This is a genomic window from Bradyrhizobium sp. UFLA05-89 (assembly GCF_059803475.1).
In genome coordinates, this window is the sequence record NZ_JBANBA010000016.1 from 1 (window position 1) to 23711 (window position 23711).

Below are 23711 nucleotides of genomic sequence, written 5' to 3' on the forward strand. Positions count from 1 at the left end.
AATAAGGACCGTTGACGAAATCCTCGTGCTTCACGTTCGGAAATTTCTGGAAGAAGAAGTTCTGGAACGCCTTGGCATCGGTGGCCGGATCGATTTTGTCAGCGGCGATCACGCGCTGTGCGGTGAAGCCGAGCGCTGTGAGCGCGACGATCGCGGAGCCGAGCCAGATTGCGGAACGCGTCTTCATCACGAGATCTTCGCGGTGGTCGTATCCGACGCACCCTTGTTGTCGACCCAGCTGATCTTGAGGTCGTCGCCCTTCTTAGCCCCCTTGAAGCTGAACTTGACGTAGGGATCCTTGGAGACCGCAGGCCCCCAATCGGCGACGAACACGTCCTTGCCGTCGTGCGCGAATTTCAGTTCCTGGATGAAGTGCGCCGGGATCAGCTCGCCCTTCGAATCCTTGACGAAGCCGGAATCCATGGGGTGCTGGATCAGCGCCTGCACCTCGGTGATGTCGCCGTTGGCGGTGGCGCGTACGCGAATGGTGGATGCCATCGAACTTGTCTCCTAGCCGCCGCAGCCGCCGACGGTGACCTTGACCTCTTTGGTCGCGCTGAAGAGCTTGCCGTCGGCCTCGACGATCGCGACCACGTTGGTGGTCTTTGCCATCTTCAAACGGTTGGCGACGCTCGGGACCGTGCCGTCCGGAATCTTGTAGCTTGCGGCCAGCGCGTTCGGGTTCTCCGCGACGAGGAACGAGATCGAGGTCACCTTGTCGAGCGTCGTCGTCACCGAGATCGGCACCACGCCGCCGTTCTCGGCGATCTCGGGCGCATCCAGCTTGATCTTGTCGGACGGCTCGGCGGTCCTGCCGTAGAGCGCCTTGATCGCGTCGGCCTCGCTCTTCTGCTTGAATGCTTCTTCCGGATATTTGTCGTTGGCCGCGGCGCGCGCCGGCGAGCTCGCGAACGGCAGATTGCCCAGATTGCCGAGGCCGATCAGCGCAACGGAGGCCGCGCCCTGCAGGATCAGGCGCCGCGTCGCGAGAAGGCCGGTCGTTGCACTCATCTCAGTCTCCTGGTCGATCGCCTCAGCGATCCCTTGGGTATCGGCGCCGCTACAGAGTCTGGAGGAAATCAACGATCGCGTTGATCTCCTGTTCGGTCAAAATCCGGTTCCGTCCGAACGGCGGCATCATGGTCTGCGGATTGCGCTTGGCCTCGTCGAACAGGATCGCGAAGAGCTCGTTGCGATCGGGGTATTTTGTCTTGATGTCCTTCAGCTCGGGCCCGATCGTGCCGGGCAGGTCGCCGCCCCTGATCACGTGGCAGGTCAGGCAATTGCCCTTGCCGCGGTCGAAGGCGAGCTTTTGTCCCTCGCTGGCGGCGGATTGGGCGCGCGCGGGCCCTGCGACGACCGCGGCGAGGGCGGCCAGAATGAAGACCAGAGCGGGCTTCCGGGGAAAGGCGGTCAAGGCGTCGGTCCGAGGCGTTAGGTCGATGATCTCGTGTCGAAATATAGTGCTCAAAGCACAAAGGACCTCGCCTGACAATCGCGACTATGCAGGCCGCAAATTGGAGTTAATATCTTTCGCGTTGCAACCGAAGAGACTATCTGTTCGGCAGTTTCGGCTCTGACAGGCCAATGTTTTTGGGGCGTTTCGGCGTCCGGTGGCATTTTTATTTCGTTATCGTTTTTCCGGGGAGCCTCAATTGGCTGAATATGTCGTCGAATTTGGCAAGGACGGCGGACGGGTCGAGCCCGATGGACGGCTCGATGCGCCGGCGTTCCATCGCAATCACGAGCCGATCTGGGCAGCGCTGGAAAAGCATCTTGCTGGCCGCCGCGGCGATGTGGTCGAGGTCGGCAGTGGAACCGGCCAGCACGTGGTCCACTTCGCTCGCCATGCGCCCGATCTCGTCTGGTGGCCGAGCGACCTCAATCAGCGGCATCTGAAAAGCATCGAGGCCTGGCGCGTCCATTCCGGCCTGCCAAACATCCGTCCGCCGCTGCGGGTCGATCTGTCCGATCCGGACTGGTGCCCGGAGATGAAGAGCGGCGAGGGGCCCAAAGAAGGTCCGAAGGATCTCGCGGCGGTGTTCTGCGCCAACGTCATCCACATCGCACCGTGGAACGTCGCCGAGGGGCTGTTTGCCGGCGCCGGCCGCTATCTGCAGCCCGGCGGAACGCTGTTCCTCTACGGTCCCTTCAAGCGCGGCGGCAAGCACACCGCGCTCAGCAACGCGGTGTTCGACACCTCCTTGCGTGAAGGCAACGCGGAATGGGGCGTGTGCGACGTCGGCGACGTCGAGAAGCTCGCGCAGCACGCCGGCCTCCGCCTCGTCGATCTCATCGACATGCCCGCCAACAATCTCACCCTGGTGTTCGCGAAAGCCTGAGGCGCTGTCGACTAAGGTCTGGGCCACACGCCGCGAAGGAGATGTGCCCCCTCCCCCGCTTGCGGGGGAGGGTTGGGGAGAGGGTGCTTCCACAATCGAGAACCCCCAAGAGGAGAGAGCCCTCACCCGGCGTCGTAGCCGATGCAGCGCATCGGCGTCTCCTAAGAACGGCCGCCCAAGGCGGCCTATGCCGACCTCTCCCGCAAGCGGGAGAGGTGAAGAGAGCCCTTGGCTCGCGCTGATGTAATCAATCGGCCGTTCTGGTTAAGCCGCAACAGCGTCACGCCTCGCCGTCGCGCCAGCCGATCCTGCTCTTCAGGAATTCAAAGCCGAGCACCTGGAAGCCGGCGCGCTCCTTGTTGTCCTTGCCGTAGCCATGGCCGCCTGCGGCCGGCTCGTAGAACCAGGCCTCATATCCCATCGCCTGGAGCTTTGCCGCCATCTTGCGCGCGTGTCCGGGATGAACACGATCGTCCCGCCGCGTCGTGGCGATCAGAATCGGCGGATAGGGCTGGCCGGGCTTTGCGGCATGATAGGCCGAATAGGTCTTCAGCCAGTCCCAATCCTCGGGTTTATCAGGGTCGCCATATTCCGCGATCCAGCTCGCGCCCGCGAGCAGCTTTGTGTAGCGGCGCATGTCGATCAGCGGGATCGTGCAGAACAGCGCGCCGAAACGCTCAGGGTACCGTGTCAGCATGTTGGTGATGAGGATGCCGCCGTTCGAGCCGCCCTGCGCCGCGATGCGCTTGGCTTGCGTCACGCCACGCCGCACGAGATCGGCTGCGACCGCCGCGAAATCATCATGCGACAGCCGCTTGCCCGCCAGCCGTCCGGCATCGTGCCAGCGCGTGCCGAACTCGCCGCCGCCGCGCAAATTCGCCTGCACCGTGGTGCCGCCGCGCTCCAGCCACAGCCTGCCGAGCGCCGGATTGTAGTACGGCTTCACCGAGTGAGCGAAGCCGCCATAGGCGCTCATATAGACCGGCGCCGCGCCGGTCTCACCAGCGGGGCCGGTCTGCACATAGGGGATGCGCTCGCCGTCGATGGAGATGGCCTCGTGCTGCGTGACCACGAGACCGTCGGCAGTGAAGGTCTTCGGCGCCTGCTTGAGCACGGTCGGGCTGGCAACGCCGCGCTCGAGCAGCAGCAGCGACGGCGGCGTCAGCGGATCCTGGACGTTGGCGAGCAGGTCGCCATTGCTTCCGAACTCATGGTGGTCGAGGCGCCAGACGTCGACGACGCCGATCTCGGGAAGCCCGCGCAGCGTCTCGCGACTCCAGCCGCCGGGCGAGGGCGTGCAGATCTCATGGACCGGCCGCAACTCGTCGAGGATCGGAAGCACCAGCTTGCCGGCAGTCCAGAACAGTCCTTGCAACGCACGCCGCGGGCCGGGCACGAACAGGACGGTGAAATCGCGGTTGCCGGCGAGAAAGGCCGAGAGCGAGATGCCGAGCACGCTGTCCGCCGCGTACTCTCGCCCTGCAACGATCCATGGCCGCCGCAGCTTCATGGCGAACCAGTCGCCGTGCGCCTGCATCCACACACCGGTCGGCAGGTCGAGTTTTGTGAGCGCGCCGCCCGTGTCGCGGAGCCAGATCGCGAGATTGAAGAAGTCGACCTGATCGACGATCCAGGCGCGCGGCGCCGGTCCGGTGTCGTCGACGCCGCAATAGACCCGCATGCGGTCGGCGGTGGTCTCGAAGATCACCTGCGCCTGCTCGACCTGTTGGCCGCGCTGCCACAGGCGGATCGTTCTGGCATAGCCCGACGTCGTCGCCATGTCCGCGCCATAGGCGCTGGAGAGCAGCAGCGTATCGGCATCGAGCCAGTCGACGCTGCCCTTTGCTTCCGGCAGCACAAAACCATCGTCGACAAAGCTCCTCGTCGCGATGTCGAACTCGCGCATGGTGACGGCGTCGCTGCCGCCGCGCGACAGGTTCAGGATGACCCGCTGATGTCCTGGGCTCGACGTGATCCAGTTCAGAAGCCAGTCCTCGCCCTCGCTGGCGGCGAGCTGGTCGATGTCGAGCAAGGTCTCCCAGGCCGGCGAGGGTTTGCGAAATTCCGCGAGCGTGGTGCGCCGCCACAGGCCGCGCGGATTGGTTGCATCCTTCCAGAGATTGTAGAGATGGTCGCCGCGCCGGCCGACATAGGGAATATTGTCCGGCCGGTCGTAGATGCCAGCCAGAAGATCGCTGTCGCGCTTGAACGCCGGGCCGCCGAATGTCTCCAGCGTCAGGCGATTCTGCCGCTCGACGAAATCGAGCGCCCGATCGCCTTCGATGTCTTCCAGCCAGAGATAGGGATCGTCGTCAGGCGCGGACGGCGTGGGCCTGTCGTCAACGGGCATGATCCGAACTCCGAAAGCGAACTTGCAAAGGCGAATTTGCAAAGGCTGACTTGATCGAGCGCAAGGCTTTGATAGCGCGGCCTGCTAGGTGCTGTCCAATTGCACCCCCGGCATGGCCCGCGCCCGTTTGCGCCGGTTGTTCGTCCTGCCGCGCCCCTTCATAGTGCCGGGAATCAACAAGCGCCGCCGGGTGGGAATGCCGATGTCAGACGTGACTTTAGCCGACGAGATTGCCAATGACCGCGTACGCGCCAATGTGGTGCGCCTTGCGGCGGCGCAGGCGCTGACCGGCGCCAATTCGGCCGTGATCTTCGCTACCGGCTCGATCGTCGGCGCGACGCTGGCGCCTGACATGTCGCTGGCGACCGTGCCGCTGTCGATGTATGTCCTCGGCCTTGCCGCAGGCACGCTGCCGACCGGCGCGATCTCGCGGCGCTTCGGCCGCCGCATGGCCTTCATCATCGGTACGGCTTGCGGCACGCTCACCGGCCTCGTCGGCTCGTTCGCGATCCTCAATGGTTCGTTCGCGCTGTTTTGCGTCGCGACGTTTCTCGGTGGCCTCTACGGCTCGGTCGCGCAATCCTACCGCTTCGCCGCCGCCGACGGCGCCAGCGCGGCGTACCGGCCCAAGGCGGTGTCATGGGTGATGGCGGGCGGCGTGTTCGCCGGCGTGCTCGGTCCGCAGCTCGTGCAGTGGACCATGGACGTCTGGCCGCCCTATCTGTTCGCCTTCAGCTTCGTGGTGCAGGCGGCGGTGGCGCTGATCGCGATGGGCATCGTTGCCGGCGTCGACATGCCGAAGCCGGCGGCGGCCGATCTGCATGGTGGGCGGCCGCTGCTGCGCATCGTGCGGCAGCCGCGCTTCATCGCGGCGGCGCTGTGCGGCGTCATCGCCTATCCCATGATGAATCTGGTGATGACCTCGGCGCCGCTCGCCATGAAGCTCTGCGGCCTCAGCGTCAGTGATTCCAATTTCGGCATTCAATGGCACATCGTCGCCATGTACGGCCCGAGCTTCTTCACGGGCGCCCTGATCGCGCGCTTCGGCGCGCCGAAAATCGTCGCCGCCGGTCTCTTGCTGGAGGCGGGCGCCGCGGCGATCGGCCTCTCCGGCATCACCGCGATGCATTTCTGGGCCACACTGATTGTGCTCGGCGTGGGCTGGAATTTCGCCTTCATCGGCGCTTCCGCGCTGGTGCTGGAAACGCATCGCCCGAACGAGCGCAACAAGGTGCAGGCGTTCAACGATTTCCTGGTGTTCGGCATGATGGCGATCGGCTCGTTCTCATCGGGCCAGTTGCTCGCGAATTACGGCTGGTCGGCGGTGAACATGGTGGTGTTCCCGCCGGTGCTGCTCGGCCTCGCCGTGCTGTCGTTCGCGTCCTGGGCGCGCCGCCGCAAGGCGCGGCTGGAAGCTGCCATGGGCGAGTTTCCGGATGCGATTTGAGGTGGCTGCTGTTGAGTTCTTCCCGCAGCCTCAGAATCGTAGCGTGGGCAAAGGCGCAAAGCGCCGTGCCCGCCACTTGGCTCTCCGCTGCGTAACAAGAATTGGTGGGCACGCTTCGCTTTGCCCACCCTACGAAGTCACACCTCGCGCTGCTTCAGTAAATCCTCCAGATCCAGCCGACGCGTGAACATCGCGAGCTTGCCATCCGGGGTAAGCGGCCATTGCTCCTTCGGCCGGTCCCAATAGAGCTCGACGCCATTCTCGTCGGGATCGCGCAAATACAGCGCCTGGGACACGCCGTGGTCGCTCGCACCATCCAGCGTAATGCCGGCCGAGAGCACGCGATGCAGCGCATCGGCCAGCGCCGGCCGCGTCGGATAGAGGATCGCGGTGTGATAGAGTCCAGTCGTGCCAGGCGGCGGCGGCGAGCCGCCCTTGCTCTCCCAGGTGTTGAGGCCAATGTGGTGGTGATAGCCTCCGGCCGAGATGAAGGCCGCGCCGGAGCCCATGCGCTGCATCAGCTCAAAGCCGAGCACGCCGCAATAAAAGCCGAGCGCGCGGTCGAGATCGGCGACCTTCAGGTGAACATGGCCGATCCGGGTCCCGGGATTGACTGCTGGATTTTGCGACATGCTGCTGCTCCGTTTCTCCGCTCCACATAGGGGTTGCTGCGAGACAGTGGAACTGGCCTATCCAGAAACCCAGCGTTTCCGGATTGGCAATTAGCTCAGCTCGGACACCTCGCCCTCAGGCAGCTCGAACTCGAAACTGTTCAGCGTCATCGACACCAGCGTGTAGTAGCCGCACAGGCCGATCACCTCGACGAGCCCGCGCTCGCCAAGCAGCGCGACCGCCTCGTCATAGAGGCCCTTCGCCAGCCCATGAGCCTCGTGCAGCGACTTCGCGACGTCGTAGATCATCTTGCCCTTCGGATCGTCGAACTCCGGCGTGCGGCGGTCGCGGATCGCGTCGATAATCTCTATCTTCATCCCGCCCTGAAGCGCCAGGCGCTTGTGCGCATACCATTCGTAATGCGCGGTCCAGTGCCGCGCCGTCACGAGAATCGCAATCTCCGAGAGCTTTGCGGGAAAGACGGTGTTGAAGCGCATGACCTCGCCGAGCCGCGTCGCGTGGCGCGCCATCTCGGGGCTGTTGAGCCAGGCCATCATCGGCGCCGGCGGCTTGCCGCGTTTTCCGGCAATCGACTCGTCATAGGTCTGCCGCTGGTCGTCGCTCATTTCGCCAGGCGAAAGTAGTTTTAGGCGCATCGTCGTTTTTCCTGTCTTTTCAAGCTTCGCCGTGACGGCGAGTATAGCCCGATGACGAATAAGGTGAGTAGCCGTCGCACGCGGAATAGGTTGAATTCCGCGGTGCGATGGCCCAGAGTCATCAGCAACAAGCTGACCTTGATGGACGGAAACGACCCATGACTGACTCTAAAGCGCCGGATGCTGAATCAATCGAGCTCGAAACATTCCGCAACGAGACCCGCGCCTGGCTGGAAGCCAACTGCCCGCCGGAGATACGCAAGCCCGCAACGTCGGATGCCGACGTGTTCTGGGGCGGGCGCAACGCGAAGTTCTCGTCCGAGCCGCAGCGCGTCTGGTTCGAGCGCATGCGCGACAAGGGCTGGACCGTGCCGGACTGGCCGAAGGAATATGGCGGCGGGGGCTTAAGCGCTGCCGAGCACAAGGTGCTGCGAAGCGAGATGGCAAAGATCGGCGCGCGGCCGCCGCTGTCGAGCTTCGGCATCTGGATGCTCGGCCCGGCGCTGCTGAAATACGGCACCGAGGCGCAGAAGAAGGAGCATCTGCCGAAGATCGCGGCGGGCCTGATCCGCTGGTGCCAGGGTTACTCCGAGCCCAATGCCGGCTCCGATCTCGCTTCGCTGCAGACCCGCGCGGAGAGCGACGGCGACGATTTCGTCATCACCGGCCAGAAGATCTGGACGTCCTATGCGAACTACGCCGACTGGATCTTTTGCCTGGTGCGTACCGATCCAGCGGCGAAGAAGCATGACGGCATCAGCTTCATCCTGTTCGACATGACCTCGAAGGGCGTCTCGACCAAGCCGATTCTCTTGATCTCCGGCTATTCGCCGTTCTGCGAGACCTTCTTCGACAATGTCCGCGTGCCGAAATCGCACGTCGTCGGCAGCGTCAACCGCGGCTGGGACGTCGCAAAATATCTGCTCCAGCACGAGCGTGCGATGATCTCGGGCATGGGCGAGCGCGGCGTCGGCCGTCCGCTTGGCCAGATCGCAGCCGATTCCGTCGGCTCCGATGCGCTGGGGCGGCTCGGCGATGCGATGCTGCGCGGCCAGATCGCGAGCTTCGATGTCGATGAAGCGGCGCTTGCAGCCTGCGCGGAGCGTGCGGTCGACCTCGCCAAGGCCGGGCAGGCGCATCCGGCGTTCTCCTCCGCGATGAAATATTACGGTACCGAGCTCAACAAGCGCCGCTACGAGATCCTGATGTCGGCCGGGGGCGTCGACGCGCTGGAATGGGAGAGCGAGCGTTCAAAGCAGGGCGCCCGTCCGCGGGCCTGGCTGCGCACCAAGGCCAATTCGATCGAGGGCGGTACGTCCGAGGTGATGCTCGGCATCGTCGCAAAACGCATCCTCGATCTGCCGGGGGCTTAAGAGAAGTCCTCGTCCTGAGGAGCGGCCGCAAGGCCGCGTCTCGAAGGACGGCCTCATGGTTCGAGACGGCGCTGACGCGCCTCCTCACCATGACGATCAACACCGAATCCAGTCGAACAGCACTTTGTTGGAGCCCACCATGGCCCTCGTCCTCACCGAAGAACAATCGATGCTCCGCGACTCCGCGCGCGGGCTGATCAGCGACAAGGCGCCGGTGTCGCATTTGCGGCACTTGCGCGATAGCAAGGATCCGACCGGCTTCTCCAAGGAGCTCTGGCACTCCTTCGCCGAGATGGGCTTTTCCGGCCTCCTCGTGCCGGAAGAGTTCGGCGGCAGCGGGCTCGGCTGCGTCGAAGCCGGGATCGTCATGGAGGAGATTGGTCGCACGCTGATGCCGTCGCCGTTCCTCGCCACCAGCGTGGTCGCCGCGTCCGCGCTCACGCGGGGCGGCAATCCCGTACAGAAATCGGACTATTTGCCGAAGATTTCGAACGGCTCGCTGCTCGCCAGCCTCGCGATCGACGAGGGCGCCAAGCACCGGCCGCTCCAGACCAATCTGCAAGCCGTCCGCGCCGGCAACGGTTTCAAGCTCTCCGGCGCCAAGGCGCTGGTCGTCGACGGCCATGTCGCCGACCTCCTGATCGTCGCGGCGCGCACGGCGGGGTCCGCCGGCGAGCGCGAGGGGGTGACGCTGTTCCTGGTCAACCCTGCGGCGAAGGGTGTCGCCGTCGAGCGCACCATCATGGTCGACGCGCATAATGCGGCGCGCATCGAGTTCAACAATGTCGAGGTCAATGCCGACAGCGTGCTCGGCGAGGTCGATCAGGGCGCCGGCCTGCTCGACGGCGTGCTCGATATCGGCCGCGGCGCGGTCGCCTCGGAAATGGTGGGCCTGAGCGAAGAGGTGTTCGGCCGCACCGTCGAGTATCTGAAGCAGCGCAAGCAGTTCGGCAAGCTGATCGGCGAATTCCAGGCGCTGCAGCACCGCGCAGCCGAGCTCTATGTCGACATCGAGGTCACCCGCGCCGCCGTCATGAAGGCGATGCAGGCGCTCGATGCCGACGTCGCCAAGGCGGCCTCAGCCGTCGCGGTCGCCAAGGCGCGCGCCGGCACCACCGCGACGCGCGCGGTGCAGGAAGGCGTGCAGATGCATGGCGGCATGGGCATGACCGACCAGTTCGACATCGGCTTCTTCATGAAGCGCGCCCGGGTCTGCGAGGAATTGTTCGGCGACGCGAACTACCATGCCGAGCAGCTGGCACGGGCACGAGGGTATTGAGCTCTATCCCCTCATGGTGAGGAGGCGCGAAGCGCCATCTCGAACCATGAGAGCCCGGCTCTCGCGTCTCGGCCTTCATCCTTCGAGACGCGCGTTCCGCGCTCCTCAGGATGAGGGGAGAGAGCGGCACTTGCGTTGAACGAAGGTAGGCGTCATCGCCCGGCTTGACCGGGCGATCCAGTACGCCGCGGCTTCTCCGCATACGTCTGACGCCTCTGGAATACTGGATCGCCCGCCCCAGTGCGCAATTGCGCACTGGGCGGGCGATGACACTTGTGCTTGTGGTGGGTGCGCGCCTCAAGCTCGTCATTGCGAGGAGCGAAGCGACGAAGCAATCCAGCCTGTCACCGTGGAAAGACTCTGGATTGCTTCGCGGAGCCTGTCATCGGGCCGCGCTTCGCGCGGACCCGGTGGCTCGCAATGACGGCACAGAGACCTCTCACCGCATCGGCGGCGCGTACTGCACACCGCCCGCGTTCCAGAGCTGGTTCATGCCGCGCGGGATCTTCAGCTTGGATTTCTCGCCGATATTGCGCTCGTACATCTCGCCGTAATTGCCGACGTGGCGGATGATGCGCACGGCCCAGTCCTTGGTCAGGCCGAGCTGCTCGCCGTAATTGCCTTCGGTGCCGACCAGGCGCATCACCTCGGGCTTCTTCGACTTCAGCGCTTCGTCGATGTTCTCCGAGGTGACCCCTAATTCCTCGGCGTTGATCATGGCGTAGAGCGTCCACTTCACGATCATCATCCAGTCGTCGTCGCGCTGGCGCACGACGGGTGCGAGCGGCTCCTTGGAGATCATGTCCGGCAGGATCAGGTGATCGCCGGGCTTGGACAGGTTGAGCCGCAGCGCGTAGAGCTGAGAGACGTCGGCGGTCAGCGTGTCGCACTTGCCGCTGTCGTAGGCCTTGACCACGTCCTCGAGCTTGTCGAACTTCACCTCTTCATATTTCATGTTGTTGGCGCGGAAGTAGTCGGCGAGGTTGAGCAGCGTCGTGGTACCCGACTGCACGCAGACCTTGCTGCCGTCGAGATCCAGCGCAGTCTCCTTGTTGCGCGAGCGCGGCAGCATGAATCCTTCGCCGTCGTAATAGGCGACCGCCGGGAAATAGAGGTCGTAGTCGAGCTCACGCGCCATGCTCCAGGTCGAGTTGCGCGAGAGGATGTCGACTTTTCGGCTCTGCAACTCCTTGAAGCGCTCGCTGGCGTCGAGCGGAATGAACTTGGCCTTGCTCGGATCGTTGAAGATGGCGGCCGCAACCGCGCGACAGAAATCGACGTCGAAACCGGTCCAGTTGCCCTTGTCGTCGGGAATCGAGAAGCCCGGCAGACCCTTGTTGACGCCACAGAAGACCTCGCCGCGCCGGACCGTGCGCTTCAACGTGCGGGTGTCGTACATCTCGTAGACAACGGCCAAAGCACCGACCAGGACGGCGACCGCGAGCCCGATCAGCAGGCCGCCTCGAAAACTGCGCATGATTTGTCTCTCTCGAAAAATCGGGAAAAGGAGTTTGGACGAAGGGGGACAGCATGATCCGGAAGAGTGCGAAGCGGTTTTCCAAAAAGATCATGCTCAACGATAACCCCTAGAGTTCGGGCTTCTGCCGGATCACCACCTTGGTCCCGACCGGGACGCGATCGTAGAGATCGGCGACGTCATTGTTGACGAGACGGAAGCAGCCCGACGACACCTTGGTGCCGATCGTATCAGGACGGTTGGTGCCATGGATGCGGTAGACGGTGGTGCCGAGATACATGGCTCGGGCCCCCAACGGATTGCCGGGGCCGCCGGCCATGAAGCGCGGCAGATAGGGCTGGCGCTGGATCATCTCGGGAGGCGGCGTCCAGTCCGGCCACTCCTTCTTGTTGGTGATGTTCACCAGCCCCTGCCACTGGAAGCCATCGCGGCCGACGCCGATGCCGTAGCGGATCGCGCGCCCGCCGGGCTGCACCAGATAGAGGTGACGCTCCGAGGTCGAGATGATGATGGTGCCCGGCGCTTCGGTCGTGCGGTAATACACGACCTGCTTCTGCCATTCCGGGTCGAGCTCGTAGCTGTCGTCCGCGATCAGGCCCGGCTCATCGCCGCGGTCGGGCTGCTGGGCGGAGGCGTAGGAGGTGGAGAGGATCAGGCCGAGCGTGGCGATGAACATCCCGGTCAGACGACGAAAATCCTTCATTTCAAGCTCTCCCCGCTGCCACAGCGTAAATCAATCGGACGCATCAAAACTCAGGGGCAGCTTCATGGCAAGTTAATGGCGCGCCCGACTGGTATGTCATTAGGATGCTTTGGTTTTTTGACATGTATCAATGCCACAAACCAAGGGGCATGGCGCGAAAAGCCGTGCTTGCCACATCCCCGTGGGGCGAGGCCTGCTAGATCCGGTTGTTCTCAGGCCCGATCCCGAGCCGCCGGACGATCTCAGTGCCCACGGCGCGCGCCTCTTGCCGCGAGCCGATGCGGGGGCTGCGAAATCTTTGTCCGGACCGCAATCTGATCACGACGATGCAGTGCTCGTCCTCGGATCGGCCGCGGCGCTCGACCGTGATCGCCTCGACGTCGCGGCCTTCGATATGGTCTGCGCGCAGGCTGCCATCGCCCGACAAGCGTTCAACGCGAATATCGCTTTGCCGGATGATCCAGAAGGCGCCGGTCACGAGATTGGCATATCTGTGAACGGCGAATGCGGCGATCGCGCCGATCGGCAGGAGCATGATGTCGATCAGGCCGGGCGGCAGGCCACGCCAGAGCTTGTAGGCGTAGGGAACGGCGGACAGTCCGACGACAATCAGTGCGACGATCCTGATATCCCTGCTGGAGAACGGCTCGACAGGCTCGCCGAGATGCATCTCGGGATTGGCGGCATCGAGCGGATTGACCGGCGCCTCGACATTGGGAACGCCGAATTGTTCGGCGATCCGGGCGACGGTGTCACGGACATGCGTGACGTCGGAGAGGGGCGGGGACGTCAGGCGCTCCCCCGACTTAAGCGTGAAGGCCAGATGGAAGCGCGTCGTGGAAGCCTTCCGTCCCTGGACCTGTCCCTGCACCTGCAGTTGCGAGATTTCATCTTTCGTGACGATCCTGGTGCGGAGCCGTCCGAACGGACGCTGCTGACCGATCAGGATTTCATTCGGCGTGATGATCCACACCACTGCCGGTGCAAGCATGACGCCGCCGATGAACGCCGCTCCGAGGAGCAGCGCAACCACGGAGATGATCAGTTCCAGGATATCGTGCGCGAACAGCCCTGGCGTGAAGCAAAGCGAAACGATTGCCGCAAAGCCGGCCACGACCAGCCGCTGCGCAATTGAGGAGCCTTCACGAAGGCGGATGTCGTCGCTGGTGGTCGCGTCGTCCATTTCGGGCGGTCGATTCCGTCAACGCGAAACTCCACGGACGCATCCGTGGAGTCAAGCAACAACGGCGGCATCCGAAACCAGACTAGTGATGCCCGCGCAGGCTCAGCTATTGGCATTGAGCAGGCGCGCGACCGTGCGGTCGATTGCGTCATAACTGCCTTCGCCTTCGTGCTGGAAGACGATCTTGCCGGACTGGTCGATGACGTATTGCGCCGGCCAATACTGGTTGCGGTAGGCATTCCAGGTCCGGGAATCGTTGTCCTGCGCCACCGGATAGGTGATGCCATGGCGCTTCAGGGCGGCCTGCACGTTTGAGGCCGAGCGCTCGAACGGGAATTCCGGCGTGTGCACGCCGACCACGACCAGGCCCTTGTCCCTGTATTTGGCGTAAAGCTCGGTGACATGCGGCAGCGTGTTGACGCAGTTGACGCAGCCATAGGTCCAGAAATCCACCAGCACGACCTTGCCGCGGAGATCGGCGAGGCTCAGCGGCTTCGAGTTGAACCAGTTGCTGATGCCGGTGAAGTCCGGTGCGGTGTTCTGGCTGGCGGCTGCGACCTTGATCTGCGCCGCGGGCGCGGCCTCGTCGCAGATGCCGGGAATGACGGCGCCGGTCACAGCGAAGCCGATCAATGCGGCGGAGACGGCGAGCAGTTTGAGAGTCATGAAAACGTCCTCCGGTGAAGATGAGGGATGGTCACAGGCCGATCTGGCCGGTGGGATAGAATCCGGTGAGCCACGCCACGATCAGCGTGTCGTATTGGAAGTAGGCGGCGAGCGCGAAGGCGATCACGACGACGCCAAATGCCTGCTGCAGGCGCGGCGAGATGCGCGCGACGCTGGCTACGCGCGTGGTGACGGCCTGTCCGCCATAGGCAATCGCGAGCATCGGCAGCGCTACGCCGACCGCGTAGGCGATCAGAAGCGTGCCGGCCCAGGCCAGGTTCTTCGAGGTCGCAACCAGCGTGAGGATCGAGCCGAGCACGGGACCCGCGCAAGGGGTCCAGACCAGGCCGAGCGTGGTGCCGAGCAGCAGCCCGCCAAGCGCGCCTTCGCGCTGCGCGTTCTGCGAGGCGCCCAAATCAAGCCAGCCATTCAGCCGGATCGACAGCCACTCGAACGGTGCCGGCCACAGCATCAACAGGCCGAAGCCGAGCAGGAGAACGGCGGCCGTCGAACGCAGTACGTTCGGGTCGAAATCGAACAAGCGCGTGATCGCGCCGAGCAGCAATGCGGTCGCGGAAAACGAAATGACGAAACCCAGTGCAATCATTGCGGGCCGCAAGTATCCGGCGCGGCCGATGGATGCGCCGAGCAGGATCGGCAGCACCGGCAGCGTGCAGGGCGCGGCGATGGTGAGGACGCCGGCAAGGACAGCAAAGATCAGGTCGAGCATCAGGGCACTCGTGGATGGGTCACGAGGCTATTCGGGATGAAGCCGCACGTCGTTACAGAGCGTCACGCGTTCGTGACGGGCCGCTGTGGCCGTCTGCTACGCTGCGTTCCGGGGAGGGCTGGGGAGAGGGATAGCCCCAGGCGGGGTCGGAGCTCGTGGCATCCCTCCCCCGCAAGGGGGGAGGGAATGAGAGACTTGGTGCCCGCCTCACTCAAGCGCGTCGCACCAGTGTCTCGTGATCACCCCCAAATAGAAAACGACCCGGAGGCGGGCACACCGTCCGGGTCGCTAGTGGTTCTTGGGAGGTTTAAGCAAAACCGTATGGGAGGTTTATAGGCAGGAAGTTTTTCCGCCTGATGTTGTGGTTCGTTTCAATTGTTTCGTCGGCGGTAACGCTTGCGTGTCCCGGGATGGGGCCGTGGAGGGTTCTATCCCTTTGAAATCACAAATCTTTAAGCGGCGAAGCGGTCGACGCCGGCAACCTTAAGCAAATCGGCGAGCTGCTTGCGGGCGTAGAACATCCGGGTCTTCACCGTGCTCTGGGGGATGCCGATGATCTGGCCGACCTCCTCCACCGATTTCTCGTGGTAGTAGACGAGGTTGATGATCTCACGGTGCGCCGGCGACAGCTTTGCCACGCAGGCGCGCAGGATCGCGCTGGTGTCGTTGCGGTCGAGTGCGGTTTCCGGGGTGTCGTGCTCGTCCGGGATCTGGCGCACGTCCTCCTGGTCGATGTCCTCGAAGCGGCGTTGGCGCATCGCGGTCAGCGCCTTGAAGCGGGCGATCGAGAGCAGCCAGGTCGAGACCTGCGAGCGGCCCTGGAATTGGCTGGCGGTCCGCCAGACGTCCAGGAAGACCTGGCTCACGAGGTCTTCGGCGGTGGTGGCGTCGCGCACGATGCGCAGGATGAAGCGGTACACCCGCACATTGTGACGGCAGTAAAGAATATGCATGGCCGTCCGATTGCCGTCCGCAATGCTCTCCAGAAGCATTTCGTCCGATGTCGCCTGAGCGGCAATGATGCCCTGGCTGGCCTGGGCGTTGATGGCGACGACGTTCTGCATGACTAGCTCCCCGTAGCGCCGCAACCGAGCGGCGTTTCCTTAGGTGAAAGTGTTAAAGAGCCAGCGTTTCGGGACGTCTGCGCGACAAGCGGAAAATGGTTTCGTGCGCCGCCAAATTGTTTCGTCGCGAGGCCTGCGATGAAATATTCGGAGCAAAAAAGCCAATTATTTCAATATACGGGATTTGCGAGACTGCGGACTATGCGGGGGGCGGGAACGAATCTTCGGCTTCCGCGTTCGTGCGCGGCCGAAAATCTCGATGTCGTCCTGGCGAAAGCCAGGACGACGCCATGATGCGATGCGCGCGCTACGCCTTCTCGCCGGCCGGCGAGAACAGATAGCCGCCGCCTCTGATGGTGCGGATCACGGCGGGCTTGGTCGGGTCGGGCTCGATCTTGCGGCGGATGCGCATGATGCGCAGATCGACGGCGCGGTCGAAGGCCTCGGCGTCGCGCGCATTGGCCAATTCCAGGAGACGCTCGCGCGACAGCACGCGCTTCGGATTGGCCGCGAACACTTTGAGCAGCCCGAATTCCGATGCGGTCAGCGGATGCTCGTTGCCTTCGTCGTCGCGCAGCGCCTGTGCTTCGAGGTCGAGCCATTTGGTCCCGAAGCGCACCAGCTGATCCTTGTCGGATTTCGCTGCCGCCGTTTCCGCCGCCACCGCCTTCGCCGGTGTGCTCCGACGCAGCACCGATCGGATGCGTGCCATCAATTCCCTGAGCTCGCAGGGTTTGGCGACATAATCGTCGGCGCCGAGTTCGAGCCCCACGACGCGGTCGATCGGGCTCGCGGTCGCCGTGAGCATGATCACCGGAACGTTGATGCGGCTCTTGAGGTCACGGATGATCGACAGGCCGTCTTCCTCGGGCATGTTGAGATCGAGCACGACGAGATCGGGCATGCTGCCCTGGATCGCGGTGCGCAGGGATTTGCCGCCGTCGCACAGCGTCACGGTGAAGCCGTGCATCTTGAGGTAATCGCCGACCATTTCCCGGGCCGGGGCCTCGTCGTCGACGATCATGATGTGCTGGCTCTGGGTCATGTCATTCAGATCCTGGCACTCAAACTATGGCATTTCGGTCGCGGGTAAAGTGATGGTGAAGGTCGAGCCCTTGCCGGGGCCGCCGCTGGCGGCGGTCACCTCGCCGCCATGCATGTCGATAATACGCTTGACGATCGAAAGCCCAAGGCCTGTCGAGCTCTCGCCCGCGGTCGGTTTTGCGGAAAGTCGCTGGAATCGGCCGAAAAGACGGCCCAAATCCTCCGGCGAGAGGCCCGCGCCCTCGTCGTTGACGCGAATGACGGTGTCGTTGCCCTCATGCGTGACGGTCACGTTGATCTTGCCGCCGATCGGACTGTATTTGATCGCATTGCTGATCAAATTGTCGATCGCCTCGCGGATCCGGTCGGTGTCGCACATGGTGACGATGTTGGCGGGGGCGGTGACGCTGATGGTCTGCTGCTTGTTGACGGCGAGCGGCTGGTTGGCCTCGGCGACCTCCTGCACCAGGGATGCGACGTCAACCGGCTCGCGGCGGATCGTGATGTCGAAAGCGTCTGCCATTGCGTCCGAGATCAGGTGATCGACCATCGTGGTCAGGCGTTTGGTCGCATCACGGATGTGATCGACCTGGGCGATGACGCCGCCGCTCGAGGCGCCCGTGGTGATTAGCTCCTTCAGCATCTCGGTGCGGCCCAGAATGACACCGAGCGGATTCTTCAAGTCATGAGCGACGGTGCCGAGAATCTCGTTCTTGAAGCCGTTGGCGCGCTGGAGCCGCAGCCACTGCGCGGAGAGGCGCCGGTTGGCCTGCATCAAGGCCCGGGTGCGCTGGGCCACACGGTCCTCGAGCTGGGTATTGGCGTCCTGCAGCTGCTGATAAAGGATTACGTTGTCGAAGGCGATCGAGAGCCGGCTGGAGAAGATCTCGACCAGCGAGCGGTCGGTTTCCGAGAGCTCGCGCTCGGCCTGCAAGAGCACCACGACCTCGCGGCCGCTGCCGGTGCGCAGATAGATCACGCTGCGATGGTCGGCGAACTCGTTCTTGCGGCGCTGGAAGGCGGCTTCCACGAGCGCGCGCAGATCGGGGTCGAGCGCTTTCGACGTGGTGGTGCCGATGAAGCGGCTGTAGCAGCCGGAGCCGGCCAGCACCGACAGCTCGGCGCCGGCCGTACCGCCGTTGTCGCGCAGCACCAAAATACCGGCGCAGTCGACGTTGAGCAGCGAGGCGAGCTGCGTCAGCACGCCCTCGGCGAGCCGCTGCATCGACTTGAAGTCGTAGAGGGTGGAGGCGGCGTCGATGATGATCTCGAGCCCGCGCCTCGTCTGCACCATGCGCTCGAGCTGTTGATAGGAGCGCAGCGCCGCAGTCAGCGAGGTGAACAGCTTGTCGGCGGTGAGCTCGGTCTTCGCCTTGTAGTCGTTGATGTCGTACTGGACGATGACGCGTCGCTCCGGCGCCTGACCCGGCTGTCCCGTGCGCAGGATGATGCGGACGGTCTCGTTGCGAACCTCGTTGCGGATGAATTCGACGAGCTCGAGCCCCGCGACATCGGTCTCCATGATGACGTCGAGCAGCACGGCGGCGATGTCGTTGTGCTCACGCATCAGCTTGCGGCCCTCCGTCGCCGAATAGGCGGAGAGGATTTCGAGACCCTGGCCGTTCAGGCTGTAGTCGGAGAGCGCAAAGCGCGTGCCGTCGTGCACGGCCGGATCGTCGTCAATGACGGCGATCTTCCACTTCCGCGCAGTCGTATCCTCCGCCGCGGTGGCGGTGTCGTCGATCAGGTGGAGGACATCGTCCTGTTCGGCCATTGAGAAGTCCCGTCAGTCTCTGTGCTTTGCGCGCCGCCCTTGGCGACCCGGGGCATGATAATGCGAAAAGTGGTGCCTTGTCCCAGCTTGGATTCCAGCATCATCCGGCCGCCGAGCTGCTGGGTAACCAGGTTATAGACGATATGGAGGCCGAGACCCGTGCCGCCTTCATTGCGCCGGGTGGTAAAGAAAGGGTCAAAGGCCTGCCGCTGCACGTCCGGCGTCATGCCGGCGCCGTCGTCGGCAAAGCTGATCTCGATGTCGTCAGACCCGCGAGGCCGTGCCGAGATCGAGATGGTGCCGGCGCGGCCGTCGGCGAAGGCGTGGTTGGCGGCGTTGAGGAACAGGTTGGTCAGGATCTGGCCATAGGAGCCGGGATAGCCGTCGAGCAGCAGCCCCTCGGGCACGTCGACGTTGAGCGTGATCGGCGAGCGCTTCAGCACCGGGCGCAAGCTGGCGATGATCTGGTCGGTGGCCTCGCTCAAGCTGAACTGTCGCCGCTCGGCATGGGAGCGGTCGACCGCGACCTGCTTGAACGACTGGATCAGCTCGCCGGCGCGCGTGAGGTTGGCGACGAGTTGCTGCGAGGCGTCGCGCGAGGACTGCACGAATTCCTCCAGCTGCGAGCGGCGCAGGCCGCCATCGCCTTTGAGCTGCGCCTCGAAGATCTCGCTGCGCCGGGCAAAACTGGAAGCAACCGTGAGGCTGATGCCGATGGGGTTGTTGACCTCGTGGGCGACGCCCGCAACCAGGCCGCCGAGCGCGGCAAGCCGCTCGGCGTCGATCAGGTTCTGCTGCGCGGTGTTGAGCTCGAGGAGCGCGCTCTCGGCCTTCTCCTTCGATGCGCGCAACTCGTCCTCGGTCTTGCGCTTGGCGATCGCGTTCTCGCGGAATACCTCCACCGCGCGCGCCATGGCGCCGACCTCGTCGCGTGCCTTGATGCCCTGCACCTCGCGGTCGAGATCGCCGATCGTGATCGCCCGCATCGCGGTCATGATCTGTTGCAGGGGTAGCCGGATCGACAGCGCGATGAGCACGCCGACGGTGAGGATGATGCCGAGGAAGATCACGGCGATCGACAGCACCCGCCGCGAAATCTCCGACAGCGTGCGGTCGAAGGTCTCCTGCGCCCGCTGCTCGCGCTGGCGCATCTTGGTCGAGAGGTCGTCGATGGCGCCGATCGCCTCCGCCTGGCTCGCGTCGATGGTGTTGCGCAAGAGCTCGGTGCGACTCGTGAGCTGCTCGGAGAGGTTTGCAAATCCCTCGCGCAGCGCCGAGGTGCGGGTGGCGAGGCGCTCCAGCGCCATCCGCTGGAGATCGTTGTCGGCGAGATCCCTCATCACAGGGATGGTCTTCTCGATCGTCTCGGTGTTGCGGCGGGCGTCCTCGGCGGAGGCCGACGCCAGCGAGAGATAGTAGGAATTGGCCGCGACCAGCATGGCGGTGAAGGCCTCGCGGGACTTGCCGAGCGAGGGCCAGATCAGCGCGTCGCGATGGCCGGTGGCGCCTTCGATGATGGAATAGAGCCCGGCCATGTCCTTGGCGGGTCCCAGCACCTGGTCCTCATAGGTCTTGGCGATGGTCGCCTGCACGCTGCGCAATTCGCCAAAACCGTTGAGGAAGCGCTCGGTGGTGCGCTCGAGCTCCTCGACCGAGCCCGACAGCATCGGGTCCTTGGCGGCGCGGTTGGTCAGCGTGCCCAGCACGGCCTCGCGCAGCAGCAGGATCTCGGCGAACAGGTCCGGGCTCGGCTGGTTGATGTAGCGGTGGATGAGGTTTTGCAGGCGCCCGGTCTCGCTTTCGAGCAGCGCCAGGATCTTGTCGGACTCGCGCACCTGGCGCAGATCGTCCCAGGCCGAGGCCAGCACCTGCGCCCCGTTCCAGATCATCGCCACCAGCACCACGACCACGGCGGAGTTCAGCGCAGCGATCGACAGGATGCGCCAGCGGATCGGGACGGCGCGCAGCACGCCGACGATACGGGCGCGCAAGCGTCCGACCGGGCCGGGCGGCCTTTCCTTCTGCTCGCTGTATCCAAGCGCTGCCAAGAGGCCTCACTCCACCTTGCGAATACGTTCGATCAGCTCGGCTGCGGCAGGGTCCTGCGCGGCCTTGGCGTAGATCCCCGCCATCGCGTCCTCGAACGGCTTGCGGTCGATATCCTTGACCACGGTGACGCCGGCGGCCTGTGCCTTGCGCTGTGACTGCTCCTCCAGGTCACGCCACTTCTCGCGCATGAAGTGGCTGGAGCGCAGCGCGGCCTCGCGGAAGACCCGCTGGTCCTCCGCCGACAGGCTTCGCCACGCTTTTAGCGAGATCACCAGCACCTCCGGGCTCATCGTGTGTTCGGTCAGCGTGTAATAGCCGGCATATTTGTAATGGTCCGTGGTGACGAAGGACGGCCAGTTGTTTTCAGCGCCGTCAATCAGATGAGTCGCGAGCCCTGTGAGCACCTGCCCATAGGGCAATTCGATCGGCTCGGCGCCGAGCGAGCGGATCATCGCCGACATCAACTCCGACTGCTGCACGCGGATCCGCAAGCCCCTGAGGTCGGCCAAGCTCTTCACCGGCCGGACGCCGTTGTAGATCGACCGCGCGCCGGAATCGTAGAACGCAAGGCCCACGAAGCCGAAAGGCTCGAAGCTGCCGAGGATCTCGCGGCCGATCGGCCCGTCCAGCACTTTCTGCATGTGCTCGATGGAGCGGAACAGGAATGGCATGGCGAGCACATTCATCGACGGGACGAAGTTGCCGATCAGCGCCACGTTGGTCCGGTTGAGGTCGATCGCGCCGACCCTTGTCTGCTCGATCGTCTCCTTCTCCTCGCCGAGTTGGCGGGAGTGAAACACCTTGACCTCATGCCGGCCGCCAGTGCGTTCCGCGATCAGGGCGCCCATGTAACGCAGCGCCTGGACGGTCGGGTAATCCTCGGCCTGGGTGTCGGCGGCGCGAAACTCGCGCGCAAACGCCCCCGTCGCGCACATCGCGAACAAGAGCACGACGAAAATCACCCCGGTCCGCGAGAGTTCGGCACGGCTCAACACTGGCACACTCAACCCCTCAGTGATGGAGTCTAAGGCGGGAAGAAAAGGTTCAATGCAATCTAGCAGAAGGTCAGGGGAAGGCTATCCTGCTGCGATCGGCAAACGGGCCGATTGTGCAGCGCGGCCGGTTCTTCTTCCCGATTGAAACCTGCCATGCCTCGCCTTAAGCAGGTGCAGGGGCAGAAGTCGTCGCCTTTTGTTCGCGCAAGACGGGATGAACGATGGTGGTTAGAGCCTTGCGTCTTTTGCAGACCGTCGCAGTCACAGCGGCCTTCGCCTTGGTGCAGATTGTCCTGGCCTCGCCGGCCCGCGCCGCGACCGACATCCAGCTCTGGCACGCGATGTCCGGCGAGCTCGGCCGGCAACTGGACAAGCTCGTCTCCGACTTCAACGCCTCGCAATCCGACTACCGGATCGTGCCGAGCTACAAGGGCAACTACACCGAGACGGTGACGGCGGCGATCTTCGCCTTCCGCTCGCGCGGCCAGCCGGCGATCGTCCAGGTCAACGAGGTGGCGACCGCCACCATGACCGCGGCCAAGGGCGCGATCTACCCGGTGTTCAGCCTGATGCAGGATCAGAACGAACCGTTCTCGCCCGACGCCTATCTTCCGGCCGTCTCGGGCTATTACACGGACGCAGCCGGCAATCTGCTGTCATTCCCGTTCAACGCCTCGACGCCGATCCTTTACTACAACAAAACCATGTTCCGTGACGCCGGCCTCGATCCGGAGACGCCGCCAAAGACCTGGCCAGAGCTCGCGGCTGCCGCAAAGCGCCTGCGGGAGCGCGGGGCCGCCTGCGGCTTCACCACGTCGTGGCCGTCCTGGATTCATGTCGAGAATTTCTCGGCGTTTCACGATCTGCCGCTGGCGACCAGGGCGAACGGCTTTGCCGGGTTGGATGCAGAATTGAGGATCAACAACCCGGTCGTCGTGCACCATGTCGCTGAGCTTGCCGAGTGGCAGAAGGACAGGGTGTTCGACTATAGCGGCCGCGGCCAATCGGCCGAGCCGCGTTTCCAGAACGGCGAATGCGGCATCTTCATCGGCTCCTCCGGCACGCGCGCCGACATCAAGGCCAATTCGAAGTTCGATGTCGGCTACGGCATGATGCCGTATTGGCCCGACGTGAAGGGCGCGCCGCAGAACTCGATCATCGGCGGCGCCACGCTATGGGTGCTGCGCGACCGCCCGCGCAACGAGTACAAGGGCGTGGCGCGGTTCTTCGCCTATCTGTCGCAGCCGGGCGTGCAGGCGGCCTGGCACCAGAACACGGGCTACCTGCCGATTACCCGCGCCGCCTTCGAGCTGACCCGCGCGCAGGGCTTCTACGAGCGCAACCCGGGCAGCGCGATCTCCTTCGAGGAGATCACGCTGCATCCGCCGACGGAAAACTCGAAGGGCATCCGCCTCGGCTCCTTCGTGCTGATCCGCGGCGTCATCGAGGATGAGCTGGAGCAGGCCTTTGCCGGCAAGAAGGGCGCCCAGGCCGCGCTGGATTCGGCCGTCGAGCGCGGCAACAAGCTGCTCCGACAGTTCGAGCGCGCCAGCCCGGAGCGGTAACGAGGGATCTGGCCAATTCTGCTTGCGAGCCATAAGGACGGTGCGCTCCCTCCCCCGCTTGCGGGGGAGGGCTGGGGGTGAGGGTTTCTCCGCAATCGAGACTCTCAATGTGGAGAGAGCCCCGACCCGGCGCTTCGCGCCGACCTCCCCGCTAGCGGCAGAGATGAAGCGAGCCCGCGACCAGGCAATCAAACCCATCCTCTACTTAGTCTGCTTAATCCGGAGGCGTTGGTAGAATCGGCCTATTTAATGGGCTGATCAGGTTCTTTGTATGCAATCGAATTGGCGATAGACCAGCCCACGGAATGCGAAATTTTACGAATTTCTATGTTATATCAGTTGGTTATCCATATCTTAGCGTCTCGTTAAGCTTTGGCACGAACCTTGCGACTGCTGTTCCAA

General features: G+C 64.0%; 21 protein-coding genes and 1 pseudogene. 5 read left to right on the top strand and 17 right to left on the bottom strand.

What is annotated here, in order from left to right; genetic code table 11:
• From SO139_RS11155 to soxX, 4 genes and pseudogenes are all read right to left on the bottom strand, one after another.
• Positions 1-187, bottom strand: a pseudogene (locus SO139_RS11155) (sulfur oxidation c-type cytochrome SoxA); the annotation flags it as partial.
• Positions 187-498, bottom strand: a complete 312-nt coding sequence (gene soxZ, locus SO139_RS11160) for a thiosulfate oxidation carrier complex protein SoxZ (protein ID WP_449377798.1) — start codon at positions 496-498, stop codon at positions 187-189. The gene soxZ and the pseudogene SO139_RS11155, both read right to left, overlap by 1 nt.
• Before the next feature lie 12 nt (positions 499-510).
• A complete protein-coding gene (soxY, locus tag SO139_RS11165) occupies positions 511-1011 on the bottom strand; it encodes a thiosulfate oxidation carrier protein SoxY (protein WP_449377797.1) in 501 nt (166 codons plus the stop codon).
• A 49-nt stretch (positions 1012-1060) separates the two neighbouring features.
• On the bottom strand, positions 1061-1417 hold the full coding sequence (gene soxX, locus SO139_RS11170) for a sulfur oxidation c-type cytochrome SoxX (protein ID WP_449377796.1): 357 nt from the start codon (positions 1415-1417) through the stop codon (positions 1061-1063).
• Positions 1418-1655: 238 nt separating this feature from the next.
• Here soxX and SO139_RS11175 point away from each other — a divergent pair, with 238 nt between their 5' ends.
• Positions 1656-2342, top strand: a complete 687-nt coding sequence (locus tag SO139_RS11175) for a DUF938 domain-containing protein (RefSeq protein ID WP_498540064.1) — start codon at positions 1656-1658, stop codon at positions 2340-2342.
• Positions 2343-2622: 280 nt separating this feature from the next.
• Here SO139_RS11175 and SO139_RS11180 read toward each other — a convergent pair whose 3' ends face one another.
• A complete protein-coding gene (locus SO139_RS11180) occupies positions 2623-4692 on the bottom strand; it encodes a prolyl oligopeptidase family serine peptidase (RefSeq protein ID WP_449377794.1) in 2070 nt (689 codons plus the stop codon).
• Positions 4693-4894: 202 nt separating this feature from the next.
• On the opposite strand from SO139_RS11180, the gene SO139_RS11185 reads away from it, so the two are divergent.
• Positions 4895-6139: an MFS transporter gene (locus SO139_RS11185; RefSeq protein WP_449377793.1), complete on the top strand. Its 1245-nt coding sequence runs from the start codon at positions 4895-4897 to the stop codon at positions 6137-6139.
• Positions 6140-6276: 137 nt separating this feature from the next.
• Here the strand turns inward: SO139_RS11185 and SO139_RS11190 are convergent, their stop codons facing one another.
• Both SO139_RS11190 and SO139_RS11195 read right to left on the bottom strand, forming a co-directional pair.
• On the bottom strand, positions 6277-6771 hold the full coding sequence (locus SO139_RS11190) for a VOC family protein (protein ID WP_449377792.1): 495 nt from the start codon (positions 6769-6771) through the stop codon (positions 6277-6279).
• Positions 6772-6861: 90 nt separating this feature from the next.
• Positions 6862-7407, bottom strand: coding sequence for a carboxymuconolactone decarboxylase family protein (locus SO139_RS11195; RefSeq protein ID WP_449377791.1), 546 nt, complete (start codon positions 7405-7407; stop codon positions 6862-6864).
• Between the two features lie 158 nt (positions 7408-7565).
• Here SO139_RS11195 and SO139_RS11200 point away from each other — a divergent pair, with 158 nt between their 5' ends.
• Complete coding sequence (locus SO139_RS11200; protein ID WP_449377790.1) at positions 7566-8780, top strand: acyl-CoA dehydrogenase family protein; 1215 nt, start codon at positions 7566-7568, stop codon at positions 8778-8780.
• A gap of 139 nt (positions 8781-8919) precedes the next feature.
• Positions 8920-10059: an acyl-CoA dehydrogenase family protein gene (locus tag SO139_RS11205; protein WP_449377789.1), complete on the top strand. Its 1140-nt coding sequence runs from the start codon at positions 8920-8922 to the stop codon at positions 10057-10059.
• Positions 10060-10498: 439 nt separating this feature from the next.
• On the opposite strand, the gene SO139_RS11210 is transcribed toward SO139_RS11205, so the two are convergent.
• From SO139_RS11210 to SO139_RS11255, 10 genes are all read right to left on the bottom strand, one after another.
• Complete coding sequence (locus tag SO139_RS11210; RefSeq protein ID WP_449377788.1) at positions 10499-11536, bottom strand: amino acid ABC transporter substrate-binding protein; 1038 nt, start codon at positions 11534-11536, stop codon at positions 10499-10501.
• A 109-nt stretch (positions 11537-11645) separates the two neighbouring features.
• Complete coding sequence (locus SO139_RS11215) at positions 11646-12239, bottom strand: L,D-transpeptidase (protein ID WP_449377787.1); 594 nt, start codon at positions 12237-12239, stop codon at positions 11646-11648.
• A gap of 196 nt (positions 12240-12435) precedes the next feature.
• Complete coding sequence (locus tag SO139_RS11220; RefSeq protein WP_449377786.1) at positions 12436-13422, bottom strand: hypothetical protein; 987 nt, start codon at positions 13420-13422, stop codon at positions 12436-12438.
• A gap of 102 nt (positions 13423-13524) precedes the next feature.
• On the bottom strand, positions 13525-14088 hold the full coding sequence (locus tag SO139_RS11225) for a thioredoxin family protein (protein WP_449377785.1): 564 nt from the start codon (positions 14086-14088) through the stop codon (positions 13525-13527).
• A gap of 31 nt (positions 14089-14119) precedes the next feature.
• Positions 14120-14818: a cytochrome c biogenesis CcdA family protein gene (locus SO139_RS11230; RefSeq protein WP_449377784.1), complete on the bottom strand. Its 699-nt coding sequence runs from the start codon at positions 14816-14818 to the stop codon at positions 14120-14122.
• A 452-nt stretch (positions 14819-15270) separates the two neighbouring features.
• On the bottom strand, positions 15271-15882 hold the full coding sequence (locus SO139_RS11235) for a sigma-70 family RNA polymerase sigma factor (protein WP_449377783.1): 612 nt from the start codon (positions 15880-15882) through the stop codon (positions 15271-15273).
• Positions 15883-16189: 307 nt separating this feature from the next.
• Entirely contained in the window at positions 16190-16927 is a 738-nt protein-coding gene (locus SO139_RS11240) for a response regulator (RefSeq protein ID WP_449377782.1), read from the bottom strand.
• Between the two features lie 24 nt (positions 16928-16951).
• Positions 16952-18700: an ATP-binding response regulator gene (locus SO139_RS11245; RefSeq protein ID WP_449377781.1), complete on the bottom strand. Its 1749-nt coding sequence runs from the start codon at positions 18698-18700 to the stop codon at positions 16952-16954.
• Positions 18670-20748 (bottom strand): sensor histidine kinase, encoded by a 2079-nt coding sequence (locus SO139_RS11250; RefSeq protein ID WP_449377780.1) that lies wholly within the window; start codon positions 20746-20748, stop codon positions 18670-18672. Before SO139_RS11250 ends, SO139_RS11245 begins: the two co-directional genes overlap by 31 nt.
• 6 nt (positions 20749-20754) lie before the next feature.
• Entirely contained in the window at positions 20755-21750 is a 996-nt protein-coding gene (locus tag SO139_RS11255) for a TRAP transporter substrate-binding protein (RefSeq protein WP_449377779.1), read from the bottom strand.
• A gap of 215 nt (positions 21751-21965) precedes the next feature.
• Here SO139_RS11255 and ugpB point away from each other — a divergent pair, with 215 nt between their 5' ends.
• The gene (gene ugpB, locus SO139_RS11260) at positions 21966-23309 is read left to right on the top strand and encodes a sn-glycerol-3-phosphate ABC transporter substrate-binding protein UgpB (protein ID WP_449377778.1); all 1344 of its coding nucleotides are present in this window, start codon (positions 21966-21968) and stop codon (positions 23307-23309) included.
• Positions 23310-23711: the final 402 nt, after the last annotated feature.

Bases quoted from the DNA above. Each gene is read 5' to 3' on its own strand.
- SO139_RS11225 (WP_449377785.1), bottom strand. From the start codon at position 14,088: ATGACTCTCAAACTGCTCGCCGTCTCCGCCGCATTGATCGGCTTCGCT.
- SO139_RS11190 (WP_449377792.1), bottom strand. From the start codon at position 6,771: ATGTCGCAAAATCCAGCAGTCAATCCCGGGACCCGGATCGGCCATGTT.
- SO139_RS11215 (WP_449377787.1), bottom strand. From the start codon at position 12,239: ATGAAGGATTTTCGTCGTCTGACCGGGATGTTCATCGCCACGCTCGGC.
- SO139_RS11245 (WP_449377781.1), bottom strand. From the start codon at position 18,700: ATGGCCGAACAGGACGATGTCCTCCACCTGATCGACGACACCGCCACC.
- SO139_RS11235 (WP_449377783.1), bottom strand. From the start codon at position 15,882: ATGCAGAACGTCGTCGCCATCAACGCCCAGGCCAGCCAGGGCATCATT.
- SO139_RS11195 (WP_449377791.1), bottom strand. From the start codon at position 7,407: ATGCGCCTAAAACTACTTTCGCCTGGCGAAATGAGCGACGACCAGCGG.
- SO139_RS11180 (WP_449377794.1), bottom strand. From the start codon at position 4,692: ATGCCCGTTGACGACAGGCCCACGCCGTCCGCGCCTGACGACGATCCC.
- SO139_RS11205 (WP_449377789.1), top strand. From the start codon at position 8,920: ATGGCCCTCGTCCTCACCGAAGAACAATCGATGCTCCGCGACTCCGCG.
- SO139_RS11200 (WP_449377790.1), top strand. From the start codon at position 7,566: ATGACTGACTCTAAAGCGCCGGATGCTGAATCAATCGAGCTCGAAACA.
- soxZ (WP_449377798.1), bottom strand. From the start codon at position 498: ATGGCATCCACCATTCGCGTACGCGCCACCGCCAACGGCGACATCACC.
- SO139_RS11230 (WP_449377784.1), bottom strand. From the start codon at position 14,818: ATGCTCGACCTGATCTTTGCTGTCCTTGCCGGCGTCCTCACCATCGCC.
- SO139_RS11185 (WP_449377793.1), top strand. From the start codon at position 4,895: ATGTCAGACGTGACTTTAGCCGACGAGATTGCCAATGACCGCGTACGC.
- SO139_RS11240 (WP_449377782.1), bottom strand. From the start codon at position 16,927: ATGACCCAGAGCCAGCACATCATGATCGTCGACGACGAGGCCCCGGCC.
- SO139_RS11220 (WP_449377786.1), bottom strand. From the start codon at position 13,422: ATGGACGACGCGACCACCAGCGACGACATCCGCCTTCGTGAAGGCTCC.
- soxY (WP_449377797.1), bottom strand. From the start codon at position 1,011: ATGAGTGCAACGACCGGCCTTCTCGCGACGCGGCGCCTGATCCTGCAG.
- SO139_RS11210 (WP_449377788.1), bottom strand. From the start codon at position 11,536: ATGCGCAGTTTTCGAGGCGGCCTGCTGATCGGGCTCGCGGTCGCCGTC.
- ugpB (WP_449377778.1), top strand. From the start codon at position 21,966: ATGGTGGTTAGAGCCTTGCGTCTTTTGCAGACCGTCGCAGTCACAGCG.